We start from the raw sequence: 12,470 nt of genomic DNA on the forward strand, positions 1-12,470 counted from the left end.
GGGCGGTCGGCTCCGCGGCTTTAGGCAGCCACTTTGGCGCGAGCCTCGAAGATCATGGCCCCAACGTCGTGCTTTACCGGGCAGGTCCACAGACTGCCCGACGCGCCGGAAGCTTACGGGGCCATGATCACTCGCGCCAAAGCAGCTCCAGCCCAAAGCCGCTCCGTAAGTTGTTGGGCGGTCCGGAAGAGTGGGGTGTGGCTCTAAAGTCGCTTGCCCCCGGTGGCTCCGGTGGAGTGGCCGCCCCACTCTTCTGGACGCCCAGGCCGCTGATTGAGATGTGCGGATCGGTCGCTGTTTACGGAGCTGACGGCGGGGCGTCCTCGGACCGACGGCACGCTGTCCGAAGCCCGAGGAGACCGCCACATGATCACGCAGGCGCCCCGTTTATGGGTCGGTATCGACGCCAGCAAGGCCCACCACTGGTGGGTCGCCATCGACGACACAGGCACCACTGTCTGGAGCCGGAAAGTCAGCAACGACGAGGCCGTTATCCTCGCCTGCCTGAGCGAGGTCCTTGCACTGGCCAGCGAGGTCCGATGGGCAGTGGATCTCACCGACACTGCACCCGCCCTGCTGCTAGCCCTGCTCGCCGAGCACGGTCAGCCGGTCGTCTACGTGCCCGGCCGGACGGTCAACCGCATGTCCGCCGCCTACCGGGGCGAGGCCAAGACCGACGCCCGCGACGCCTACGTCATCGCCGACACGGCCCGCCTGCGACGAGACTTCGCCCCTGTCGAGATCCCCACAGAGCTGGCTGCCGACCTGGCACTGCTCACGACCCACCGCTGCGACCTCATCGCCGACCGGGTCCGTCTACTCAACCGTCTCCACGACGTGCTCACTGGCATCAGTCCCGCCCTGGAAGCGGCCTTCGACTACGCCGACCATAAGGGCGCCCTGGTGCTGCTCACCGGCTACCAGACCCCCGCCGCCCTACGACGTTGCGGCCAGATCCGGCTGACCCGCTGGCTCGCCACCCGAGGCGTGCGCCACCCCGAAACGGTCGCCGCCACCGCCGCGCACGCCCAGCACATCCAACTATCCGGCCAGGACACGGTCGCGGGTATCACCGCAGAACTCGCCGCGCAGATACTGGCCCTGGACGAACGCCTCAAGCAACTCGACCGGCGGATCAGCGATGCCTTCCGCACCCATCCGCAGGCAGCCGTCATCGAGTCGATGCCCGGCATTGGCCCCATCCTGGGTGCCGAATTCCTTGTCGCGGCGGGTGACCTCGCCGCCTACCCGGACGCTGGCCACCTTGCCTCCGCCGCCGGCCTCGTCCCCGTCGCCAAAGACTCCGGACGCCGCACCGGAAACCTCCACCGGCCCCAGCGCTACAGCCGCCGCTTGCGCAGAGTGTTCTACCTCTCCGCTCAGACCAGCATCATCCGCGACGGCCCCAACCGCACCTACTACCTCAAGAAACGAGCCCAGGGCCACAAACACATCCCCGCCGTCATCGCCCTCGCCCGCCGCCGCGTCGACGTCCTCTGGGCCCTGCTACGCGACAACCGCCCCTTCAGCACGAGCCCACCAACAACCAGCGCAGCGGCCTGACTCGGTCACTAGGCCGCCAACTCCGCCCACCCGAGCTGACACGATGCCTCCATGCCCGAGTACACGATCAGCACAGCAGACGGCGACGACTGGCCAGCCCTCGGCGTCAGCCTCGCAGCCGCTCTGCAGCCAAGATCTTTCGAATGCGAGATCCTCGAAGACTCCGACGTACTCACCTTTCGCACTGGTACAGCAACCGTCAGCGCCTCGTGGGAGTTGCTCGGCACCTGGTACGTCAATGTCGAGGACGCCCCCTCCCCAGAAACCGCCGACCTGATCGTGGCCGAGATGGCCCGCCAACTCGCAGAAGCGACACGCCAGCAAGCCATCCACTACCGGATCACCGACTAGGGAACGCCGGTCCCCCCGCCGACCGCGAGACCGCCTCGCTTGACTCGGTCATTAAGACTCCACCGACCTAGATTCTTCCCCAATTCGCCTCCTCCTCTTCCATCAACCTGTAGAAGCCCTTAGTTCGGATATCGCTTTACGAACGGCAGATACACGGTCATGCGAATCGTCCAATAGGGCCATTTGCTTAGCCGCAATCTCCTCAAATGCTCGCAGAGTCTCCGGCTCATCAATGATGCCCAAATGGCGTTGACATTGCTTCACTCGGAACAGTGTGCGCCAGTAATCAGTGTGATCTTCCCCGAGTTCGGCACTTTCCGCTGCCAGGACCTGCTCGAAGTGCTGCAGGGCTTCCACAAAAAGACCTTGACGGACAAACATCCTGGCTAGACAAAAACGAGCCTCGCGGGTTTGACTGTCATTGGGACCTAGAATATCCGAGTAAGCGAGGACTACATCCTGCAGTTCGCTACGAGCCTCGGAAAACTCTCCCTGGTCGTCCAGTGCATGAGCCAGGCAATGGCGCTCCTGCAGCACAATAGAGTCAGAGGCATCTGCCGAGCCTAGCCTCTCAGACAGTACGGAGCGAATTTCCGTAGCAGCTTCAGCTGGCCGCCCACAACGGCGCATCATGTCAGCGCGCCGGTGACGGACATAAAGGCCCCATTTAGTTGCCGACGAATGTTCATCATCACTCTCATCGAACCAACCCAAGAGCTTTTCCATGACCCTCAGGGCATCAGCATACTTCCGCTGCCGTGCAAGATTCTTCGCCAAACAATTAGCCATATCTCGATACAGGCGAGTCGCCTCTCCGCCATGCCCTTCCAGGTCTTCCAGCACTGATTGATACTCAGCCTCAGCTTCAGCCAGGCGATTAAGCGCATCCAGGGCATGCGCCATTTGATGCCGATCGTGAAGTGGCAGGAATTTATGATCTTCTGGACTCAAACTGTGAACATGCTCAATTAGGGCACGATACTCGCCTTCAACCTCTTGACCACGCTCCCTCATAAGGGAGGCCAGTACACTGTGAGTCAAAATTGTGTATGGGCTATCGTGACCAAGAACTCGCCGTCGCGCATCCAGGATGGAACGAAGTTCTGCCTCTTCGGCAGACTCGGATATCCGCCCATGTCTACTCTGCATCATCGTCAGATCGTGACGGGTGATGAGTGTTTCTGGATGTTCTTCGCCAAGAGTCTCTAGTTGCGCCGAGAGAATTCTTTCGCCCTCCACGACTTGGTCTTCTCCATCGAGTAGAGAAAGCATCGCCCTGTGCCTAATAGAGAGTCGTAGAGGGTCGCCCTCACTCAAGAAATCACTTCGCCGAATGAGCAATTTGGCCATCTTCTCGGCGTCGTCAAATCCATTACTGAAAGCGTGATAGGCGTAGCTGGAAAGGCCGACACGGAGCAATGGTCGGACAATTTCTGGACTGTCTGGTGCCCCACTTAGCGAGGCTGCCACATGCGGCGAGAATAGGCGCCACCAAGGCCAATTTCGAGGCTGTTCCGGCGCCGGCTCCGATCCCTTCTCCATGGCGCGAGCAATGGACTTCCACACCTCTTCACGCTCACGCTCGTCACTGCTAGATAGGCGTAGCGCGTTCGCTTCCAAGACTAGCCTGTGACTCACCAAGCATGGGATGGGATCGCATGCAGATGAGTTCCCCGTGGGATTCACCTCCACTACGTCGATTAGACTCAGATCAATCAGGGCCTCTAGCGCTCGGTCGGCACGTTCCAGCTCAAGCTCGTCCCGGAATGCCGATCCCCACAGCGTCTCGGGGTCAAGTAAATCGACAGGCAATGGGGCCGACGCGCAGCACGACAACACGCGCATCAAAGCACGAGCTTCTGGAAGCTCCTGCTCATCCAACAAATCCAAAGAGATTTCCCACGTACGTCCGATCAATCGACGATGCGAACTTTCGGTGTCGGAATCACTGGACTCCCAGCGTCCATTCTGATCTAAAAAGTCGGTTCCAGCGTGCTCAAGCGCCTGCGTGTACTCCGCAAATCCACGAACTCTTCCGAAATGGCGTCCGTGTCGCCGAAGAAGTCCAGCACCACGAACTGAACGAGCAAGATAAGAACCGGCAATCTTCAGCGCTAGCGGAAGTCCATCAAGGCGTTCAGAAAGAATCAACGCATCCGCCGGATCACCTGCCTCGCCCGCTAGATCGAGAAGTACGTCCTTTCCGTCAGAGGGCGAAAGAACTCCGATGCGATGCGTGTCAGCCTCATGGCCCCAATAGTTCGGGTTGCTAATTCGAGAAGTAACTAGACACATGCCAGCGTGACTGGACCGGAGCCACCCAGTCCCGTCACCGGGTGTACCACCTTGCGCGGCCAACCAAGCCGGTTCATCAGCATTGTCGATGATCATCAGCCACGGTTGCTCGGCCGTATCCAAATGGCGCCACACCAGGTCAGTGGCGCTGATTCTTCCATTCCAAGCCGCCTCAAGTTCATCCTCATCGGCGCCCAGCTCGCGCGCAACCTCGCGCATTCCGGTTACCAATCGGTCGGAACTAGATGCAGAAAGCCAGAAGACTTCATAGCCACGGTCTCGGGCTTGACGCGCAAGGTGAAGTGCAATGGTGGTTTTACCGCAGCCTCCCAGACCACCGATTACTTGCACTCGGCTCTCACCGTTGGCGAACTTAGCTTCGAGGCTGTCCAATAGTTCGTCCCGCCCCCTCAACCTTGGCGGAAGGTCCCCGTACGGTGGACGAATGGAGAACATTCCAGGACTGGCCGGCCGAGAAGACTCCGTTCGAAGTCCAGCGGGCGCGCTTGGCGACCTAACAGCCGTTCTCTCTTGTTCTATCGCCGCTGTTGCAGCCTGATGAGCCTCTGACCAATTCTTGTTAGGAGCTATGTCGCAACCCCGCAGCAGGGCCGCCACCTTGGCCCATGAAGGAATCCGTCGGGCAGTCAGTGCATCGGAGACAGTTGTACGGCCCACACCTGTTGCCGCAGCTAGTTCCCTGACTCCGACGTACCCAGCCCTCTCGGCAACGTGCCGAAGTCGCTCGGCGAAGTCTCGCGCTAGTTGAGGCGCCGCGTCATCGATCGGTCCAAAACCTACGCTCATTCAGCCTCCCCCTCGCTCTGCACCAGCTTATTCCCATGTCCGACGGGACGTCCTCTGGACAGCGGACATCAGAGAAACCTGCAGGTGAGAGCTTGATCGTCCGACTGCTGTCCGAACAAGCTACTGGACGGTAGGTGCTCCTCGTAGACCTCAATCACGGCGCGATCCCGCGTCTAGGTCTGTGAAGGAGAAACACGGATGGCCATGTTCCAGTTCATTCAAGATCACGGAATGGAGCTTTCGGTGACCATTTCGGCGATCCGGCTAATGGTCGACATCGGGCGGGAAAGTTGCTCTCTTTTCCGATACTTGGCAAAGCGCCGTAATGATCGCACTGAAAAATAAATCCTCACGGACCTTGAGGTCTGAATCGGGTCCACAGCGCCCCACGAGACCGGCACCCGGCCAGGGCGGTGCCGGTCTCGACCGTCAGTAGGCGTCGTGCCAGACCCGTGCCAGATCGTGCAGGGAACCAGGGGGAACACCGGGGAACCTAGTCATCAACCATCAGGCGCCAGCGCTCTTCCACCGCAGGCCAGCATGCCTTTCGCTTCGGAATCACCTGAGCTTCCCAAGCTCAGCGCTCAGGCCTTCTCAGGCATCGGTGGAGCCGCCGTCAACGATGCCGAAGTGACGAGAGACCTCATCGATCGTGAAGCGGGCACGGAGCTTGCAGGCAGAGTTCTGGTTGGCGAAGAAGCCCGGGCGCCACAACGCCTCCTCGCGGGGCACAGCATGTTCCCAAGTGACCGGGACGATCCACTCCCGATGATCCTCCCCATCCCTCTTTGCGCTCTCCTCAGCGCGTCGGTAGGTGCCCGCCAGGGACAGATCAGCCATCCGTCGGCTCTTACCGTCAATGGTGAGGGCGGCGTCCTCAAACGGTTGCGGCTCGCCGGCCACCGTGCCGACGCCTACGTATCCCACCTTGGGGATGTGGGTGAACACGCGCGCTCCAAGCGGCAAGGATCGGATCGTGCGGGAGAACCACTCCCCGCCACCGGCCGACACGAATCCGTAGCGAAGCGCGTCGTCCCAACTACGGCTGCCAGACTCATCACCGAACGACACATACCAGTCCGTCCCGTTCCACGGCTCTTGTTTCCCGCGTCCCTTCGCTCCCGCCGACGGCACCACTGCCTCGACCTCATCGATCAGCCAGGTGCGTGCCAGATACGAGCGTCCCTCGTCCTCGAAGTAGCGGAAGAAGAGCACGTTGACCGGCACCTGGAACCCGGATGCCAGGTAGGTGACGATCCGCTCGGTCGCCGCATCGATCTCGCTCGCGACGATGGTCAGGGCGTGAGTGGAGTTCAGGGCTTCTGGCGGACTGCCGCCGAACCGCAGCGCGAACGCCTCGTCCAGCTCCTCTGCCAGTCCTCTGCCGCGGGCGTACGCGCTGTAAATGTCGCGTATCTGCTCGTTGGTGAGCTCCAGGACCCAGGAGCCGTAGTCCAGAACCTGTGCCACTACCTCACGGGGGGTGCGGTCCCGCTTGAGCTCAAGAACATGAAGACCCCCTTCGGCATCCATGCCGAGCAGGTCGACGACCTTGCCATACTGCGTGGACACCTGCCGACCGATCAGCAGCAACGGCTGCCCCAGGATTCCCGGATCGGCCTCGATGAGCTCCTCCAGCCGCGACTCCAGCGGCATCGGTCGCGTAGTGACCCGCACTGGCTTGTCGTCCACCCGCCACAGCCCGAATTCCAGCGGCATGTCCGTCCCCCTCCGCCCAGATCTGAAGTCAAGCAGACCCTGAGGAAGCGGGGAACCATGCGGAACACCGGGCAGCGAGTCGACAGCCCACGCTGAGGCGGATCACCCGCGCCCCGTCTCACTTTCCGTCTCATTCAGCCCCGTTCACGGGCGTTCAGGGGAGACCAGCAGCCCTTCCAGCATCGGCGACCATCCGCCCGTGAACGCAGGTGAACGCCCCCGAACCTAGGCCAAGACCCCACCACCACAGTTGGAAAGCGTGTTGGGGGCAACCCCTCACGAGTTCGAATCTCGTATCCTCCGCCAGCCCAGAGGGCCGGACCGCATCAGCGGTCCGGCCCTCTGGCGTTTCCCCCGCTTCAAGGGCACCGCTCTCCCGCCTCAAGGCGCCACAGGACCGCCACAGGCAACCGTGAGCTGTTTGTTACCAGTTTCAACTGTTCCAGTTGTGGTGATCTGGTGAAGACTGTGGACGACTGATGGGTCCGGAATATCGCCATCCGGGCCGACCGCGACGTTTGCAACGGGGGGACGAGTCGTGCGTCGTCATGCCGCGCGCCGCGCGCACGCCGCTCCCGAACAGCCGTACGCCAGACCGAGGCTCGCCGTCCTGATACCGGCGCACAACGAGCAGGACCGCGTCGCCGACGCGATCCTCGGCCTCTTGGAGCAGACCCGGCGCCCCGATCTGATCGTCGTCGTCGCCGACAACTGCACCGACGGCACCGCCCGCGTCGCCGCCGCACACGGCGCACAGGTCTTCCACACCCGCGGGAACACCCACAAGAAGGCCGGCGCCCTCAACCAGGCCATCTCCTGGGTGCTGCCGCACCTGGACGAGCGGGACCTGGTCCTGGTCCAGGACGCGGACACCGTGCTGAACCCCTCGTTCGTCGAGACCGCGCTCGCCACCTTCAACCGCAAGGTCGGCGCCGTCGGCGGCGTCTTCTACGGCGAGGACGGCGGCGGCTTCCTCGGCCTGCTCCAGCGCATGGAGTTCCACCGCTACGCCTGGGAGCTGGAACGCAACGGCGGCAAGGCCCAGGTCCTCACCGGCACCGGCACGATGTTCCGCGCCCGGGTGCTGCGCGAGGTGCGCGCGGCCCGCCGGGCCGGCCGGCTCGGCGGCGGCACCGGCTACTACAGCCTCGCCTCGCTCACCGAGGACGACGAGATGACCAAGGCGGTCAAGACGCTCGGCTACCGGACCATGTCCCCGGCCGGCTGCGCGGTCACCACCGAGGTCATGCCGACGCTGCCCAAGCTGTGGCACCAGCGGCTGCGCTGGCAGCGCGGCGCCCTGGAGAACCTGCGTGACTACGGCTGGACCCGGGTCACCGCCCGCTACTTCCTGCAGCAGTTCCTGATGGGCTTCGGCGCCCTCTCCTTCCTGGTCTACCTGACCTTCATGGCCACCTACACCTCGCTGTACGGCTGGCCGGGCCTGTCGCCGTTCTGGACGTCGATAGGCCTGATCTTCCTGGTCGAGAAGACCGTCTCCGTACGGCGGGCGGGACCGAAAGCCGTCCTGGTCGCCGGGCTCATGGTCCCGGAGATGCTCTACGACCTCTTCCAGCACGCCGTCTACTTCACCTCGCTGTGGGGCCTGGTGCGCCGCAGCGAGGAGAAGTGGGTGGCGACATGAGAAACCCTCAACCCTCGTAGGAGAGAAGCGATGTACGGCAGAGTGATAGGCGTGGGCACGACCGGTGCGGGGGGCGCGACCCTGGCCGCCACCGGGCTGTGGGTCAACAGCATGGCGATGATGGTGGCGGCCACGACGCTGGTCGCGGCGGGGGTCGCCCTGTTCAAGCTGGCGCCGCGCAGGCGGTGACCTCCCGCGGCCGGCGCGCGCCCGGTACGCCCGCTCCGGTCAGGCGGTGCGGGCGAGCCGTTCGACGCGGTCGTGCAGGTGCGGCACGTAGTCCTCGGACTCGGGCTTCATCAGGACGCTGCGCAGGATGCGGGCCGCGTCGGCGTCCGCGGTGACCTTCGGACGGCGGGCCGTGAACGCCTCACGGTCCGCCTTGAAGGTGCTGAGGAAGACGGGGTCGGGGCCGGTCATGCCGTCCGCCAGGATGCGGGCGGAGGCCGCGTCGATGCCGGTGAGCGTCGCGGGCTCCACCACCGGGAAGCAGGTGACGATGTCCAGCTGGGGCGGCTGGTAGAGCTCCAGGGCGTCGGACGCCTCGATCAGCTCCGCCCATGCGAGGGCGGCCCGGCGGCCCGCGGCGAGGACGCGGCCGAGCCCGTCGGGGGTGGGCGGCAGCAGCCGGAAGGTCAGCCAGAGGGCGGCCGCGGCGGCCCCGGCGCGCGAGCACTCCAGGCTGATCTCGCCGAGGTGCAGCTCGGTCGAGGTGAAGTAGGTGTAGGGCGAGTCGTGCAGGTAGAAGCGGCCCACCTCCGGGTCGCGGAAGAGGACGGCTCCGCAGCCGTAGGGCTGGAGGCCGTGCTTGTGCGGGTCGACCACGATCGAGTCGGCGCGGGCGACCGCGCGCCAGGGCTCGGGCGGCAGGCCCTCGGGGCCGTCGGCGCCGGCGAGCAGGGTGAAGAATCCCCCGTAGGCGGCGTCGACATGGACGCGGACGCCGTACCGCTCGGCCAGAGGCAGGGCCTCGTGGACGGGGTCGACGGCGCCGAGCCCGGTGGTGCCGGTGGTGAGGACGACCGTGCCCACCTCGCCGGTGCGCAGGACGTCCTCCAGCGCGTCGAGGTCCATACGGCCCTGGGCGTCGGTGCGGACGGGATGGCTCCGCATGCCCAGCACATGGCACATGCGGCCGTGCGTGTAGTGGGCGTCGGCGCTGTGGGCGACGCCGCGGCCGGGGTGCAGCTCGCGGGCGACGAAGAGCGCCTCGAGGTTGGCGATCGTGCCGCTGGTGGTGAGGTGGCCGAGGTGGATGTCGTAGCCGAACATCGTGGCCAGCTCGGCGACCGCCTCGCGTTCCATCGCGGCGGTGGCCGGACCGCCGTCCAGGGCGTGGTTGTTGGGGTTGATCAGCATCGCCGTGAGGTGGCCGACCACCGCGGCGGGGTGCGGGGGCTTGAGCATCTGGCCCGCGTAACGCGGGTGGAAGAAGGGGTAGTTGTCCGCGAGCCGCGCCGTGAACTCCTCGAAGGCCCGCGCGAAGCGGGCGTCGTCCACCTCCAGGGACGGGTGGGCCTGGTAGGGGCCGAAGGTATCGGCCCAGTCCTGTATCGCGTCGGTGGCCCGGCCGAGCCAGTGCTGCAGATCCATGGCGTCTCCCTCGCTCGCGGCTGTGGCGTCCACCGTAGGATTTCATTGACTACTCAGCAATTGACTGGTCAGCAATTGAGACGGCAGTGGGTGAAGTAGGGTCGCCGCGATGAACGACACTTCCCATCACCACGACGATGCCGCCCGGGCCGCCAACAGCCCGCTCGTGCGGGACTTCGGCCTGCTGATCAGGTCCGCGACCCGTCTGGAACAGCGCATCGACAGCGCGCTGCGGCGGGAGTGCGGGATCAGCCACACCATGCTGGAGGTGCTGATACGGCTCTGCCGGCGGCCCGGTGAGGAGGTCTCGCAGCGGCAGCTGGCCGACGACCTCACGCTGACCAGCAGCGGGACCACGCGGCTGATCGACCGTATGGAGGAGGCCGGTCTCGTCCGGCGCGTGCCGTCCCCCGGCGACCGGCGGGTGGCCCTGGTGGAGCCGACCGCCGAGGGGCGCACCGCGTTCCTGGGCGCCGCCGCCGTGCACGCCCACGTGGTGGAGGAGTACTTCGTCAAGCCGTTGGAGGCCGGCGACTACGCCCGCCTCACCGGCGCGCTGGGCCGGATCGACAAGGCGCTGCGCGAGGGGACCTGAGAGCCGGGGCGGCCCCGTGCCGGACCGCCCCGGGGATCAGCCCTTGTTGGCGCCGAGCGTCAGGCCGCTGACGAACTGCCGCTGCAGGACGAAGTACACGATCAGGGTCGGGATCGCGGTGAGCAGGGCGCCGGCGGCGACCAGGTTGGGGTCGGTGAAGTACTGCCCGGAGAGGTTGTTCAGGGCCGAGGTGATCGGCATGTTCTCACCGGTGGAGATCAGGACGATGGCCCAGAAGAAGTCGTTGTAGATCCAGATGGACAGCAGGGTGGCCAGGGCCGCCATGGCCGGCTTGCACAGCGGCAGCACGATCTGCCAGTACATGCGCCACACCGAGGCGCCGTCGACCAGGGCCGCCTCCGTCAGCTCGTCCGGCAGCATGCGCATGTAGTTGCTCAGCACGAAGGCGCAGAAGCCGGACTGGAACGCCACGTGGATGAGCACCAGGCCGAGCGCGGAGTCGTAGAGCTTGCCGCTGGCCGTGACGCCCGGCAGGTCGATCAGCAGGTACATCCGGTACAGCGGGGTGATGATGACCTGCTGCGGCAGCAGGTTGCCGGCCGTGAACACCAGCAGCAGGAAGATGTTGAGCCGGAAGTCGAAGCGGCTGACGTAGAACGCGACCATCGACGACAACAGCAGCGTGAGCAGCACGGCCGGAACCGCGATGATCAGCGTGTTGACGAAGTAGTGCGTCATGTCCGACTGCTCGAACGCGTTCTTGAAGTTGTCGAGGCTCAGCTTGTCCGGCCAGGAGACGTAGCCCTTGGTGCTGGTCTCCGAGTACGGGCGCAGCGCCGCGAGGACCGCCCACAGCAGCGGGGCGAGCCAGGCGAGGGCGGTGACGACGAGGAACACGTGCAGCAGCACGCGGGCCGGGCGGACCGGGGTGCGCTGCCGGCCGAGCGCGGCGGCGGGTGTGGTCATGCGCGCCGCTCCTTCCGGAAGGTCGCGATCAGGTACGGGATGATGACCGCGAGGGAGATGACCAGCAGGACGACGGCGATCGCGGACCCGTAACCGATCCGGCTGGACTCGCCGATGATGTTGTTGGTGATCAGGATCGACAGCAACTCGGTGCCCTGGGCGCCCTTGTTGAAGACGAAGACCAGGTCGAAGGCGCGCAGCGCCTCGATGATGGTGACCACCAGGACCACGGTGTTGGTGGGCCGCAGCGTCGGGAAGATGACGTTCTTGAAGGTCTGCCACTCGTTGGCGCCGTCCAGCGCCGAGGCCTCCCGCAGGGACGGGTCGACGCCCTTCAGGCCGGCCAGGTAGAGGATCATCATGTAGCCGGTGTGCCGCCAGGAGGCGGCGACCAGGACGGCCCACAGGTTCAGGTGCGGGTCGCCGATCCAGTCGATGTAGTGGCCGGGCTTGTTGGCCCCGATGATGCTGTTGATCAGGCCGGTGTCGGGGTTGTAGACGAGCTGCCAGACGAAGCCGGTGACCGCCAGCGAGACCACGACCGGCAGGAAGAACGCGGTCTGGTAGACGCGGGTGAACCGGATCTTCTTGTCCAGCTGGACGGCGAGGAACAGGCCCATCGGCGTCGGGATCAGGATGAGCACGACGAACCAGATGATGTTGTGCTCGACCGCGGGCCAGAACTGCGGGTTGTCGGTGAACAGCTGCTTGAAGTTGTCCAGCCCCACCCACTTGATGGAGTCGAAGCCGATGCCGTCCCAGGTGGTGAAGGCAAGGGCGATCGAGGCGAGGGCGGTGACCCAGACCAGGGCCACGTGCAGGACCGTGGGCACGCCCGCCATGACGGCGAGCGTGATGCGGTCGCGGCGGGTCAGCAGGCGCTTGTGCCCCCGCGCGACCCGCTTCTCAGGCGCACGGCCCGGAGGCGGCACGGCTGCCGCCTCCGGGCTCTTCGTGTTGGTGTCGGTGCTCATC

At 64.9% G+C, this 12,470-nt stretch carries 10 protein-coding genes and 1 pseudogene; 5 read left to right on the forward strand and 6 right to left on the reverse strand.

Annotated features, from left to right (window positions below; translation table 11 throughout):
• Window positions 1–369 precede the first annotated feature (369 nt).
• Together ACFU97_RS21960 and ACFU97_RS21965 are read left to right on the forward strand one after the other, a co-directional pair.
• Window positions 370–1,563: an IS110 family transposase gene (locus ACFU97_RS21960; RefSeq protein ID WP_384259352.1), complete on the forward strand. Its 1,194-nt coding sequence runs from the start codon at window positions 370–372 to the stop codon at window positions 1,561–1,563.
• Between the two features lie 51 nt (window positions 1,564–1,614).
• Window positions 1,615–1,914 (forward strand): hypothetical protein, encoded by a 300-nt coding sequence (locus ACFU97_RS21965; RefSeq protein WP_384258988.1) that lies wholly within the window; start codon window positions 1,615–1,617, stop codon window positions 1,912–1,914.
• A 102-nt stretch (window positions 1,915–2,016) separates the two neighbouring features.
• On the opposite strand, the gene ACFU97_RS21970 is transcribed toward ACFU97_RS21965, so the two are convergent.
• From ACFU97_RS21970 to ACFU97_RS21980, 3 genes and pseudogenes are all read right to left on the reverse strand, one after another.
• Complete coding sequence (locus ACFU97_RS21970; RefSeq protein ID WP_384259354.1) at window positions 2,017–4,602, reverse strand: tetratricopeptide repeat protein; 2,586 nt, start codon at window positions 4,600–4,602, stop codon at window positions 2,017–2,019.
• Between the two features lie 207 nt (window positions 4,603–4,809).
• Window positions 4,810–5,016 (reverse strand): annotated as a pseudogene (locus ACFU97_RS21975) (helix-turn-helix domain-containing protein); the annotation flags it as partial.
• A gap of 594 nt (window positions 5,017–5,610) precedes the next feature.
• The gene (locus tag ACFU97_RS21980; protein ID WP_384258990.1) at window positions 5,611–6,735 is read right to left on the reverse strand and encodes an endonuclease NucS domain-containing protein; all 1,125 of its coding nucleotides are present in this window, start codon (window positions 6,733–6,735) and stop codon (window positions 5,611–5,613) included.
• A 538-nt stretch (window positions 6,736–7,273) separates the two neighbouring features.
• Here ACFU97_RS21980 and ACFU97_RS21985 point away from each other — a divergent pair.
• Entirely contained in the window at window positions 7,274–8,380 is a 1,107-nt protein-coding gene (locus ACFU97_RS21985) for a glycosyltransferase family 2 protein (RefSeq protein ID WP_384258992.1), read from the forward strand.
• A 30-nt stretch (window positions 8,381–8,410) separates the two neighbouring features.
• The gene (locus ACFU97_RS21990) at window positions 8,411–8,569 is read left to right on the forward strand and encodes a hypothetical protein (RefSeq protein ID WP_384258994.1); all 159 of its coding nucleotides are present in this window, start codon (window positions 8,411–8,413) and stop codon (window positions 8,567–8,569) included.
• 39 nt (window positions 8,570–8,608) lie between these two features.
• Here the strand turns inward: ACFU97_RS21990 and ACFU97_RS21995 are convergent, their stop codons facing one another.
• Window positions 8,609–9,973, reverse strand: a complete 1,365-nt coding sequence (locus ACFU97_RS21995) for a pyridoxal phosphate-dependent decarboxylase family protein (RefSeq protein ID WP_384258997.1) — start codon at window positions 9,971–9,973, stop codon at window positions 8,609–8,611.
• Window positions 9,974–10,082: 109 nt separating this feature from the next.
• On the opposite strand from ACFU97_RS21995, the gene ACFU97_RS22000 reads away from it, so the two are divergent.
• Window positions 10,083–10,568 (forward strand): MarR family winged helix-turn-helix transcriptional regulator, encoded by a 486-nt coding sequence (locus tag ACFU97_RS22000; protein WP_384258999.1) that lies wholly within the window; start codon window positions 10,083–10,085, stop codon window positions 10,566–10,568.
• A 36-nt stretch (window positions 10,569–10,604) separates the two neighbouring features.
• Here the strand turns inward: ACFU97_RS22000 and ACFU97_RS22005 are convergent, their stop codons facing one another.
• Entirely contained in the window at window positions 10,605–11,495 is an 891-nt protein-coding gene (locus ACFU97_RS22005; RefSeq protein ID WP_384259001.1) for a carbohydrate ABC transporter permease, read from the reverse strand.
• Window positions 11,492–12,469: a carbohydrate ABC transporter permease gene (locus ACFU97_RS22010; RefSeq protein ID WP_384259003.1), complete on the reverse strand. Its 978-nt coding sequence runs from the start codon at window positions 12,467–12,469 to the stop codon at window positions 11,492–11,494. Before ACFU97_RS22010 ends, ACFU97_RS22005 begins: the two co-directional genes overlap by 4 nt.
• Window position 12,470: the final 1 nt, after the last annotated feature.

The organism is Streptomyces sp. NPDC057616 (assembly GCF_042800575.1).
In the GTDB taxonomy this organism is placed as follows: domain Bacteria; phylum Actinomycetota; class Actinomycetes; order Streptomycetales; family Streptomycetaceae; genus Streptomyces.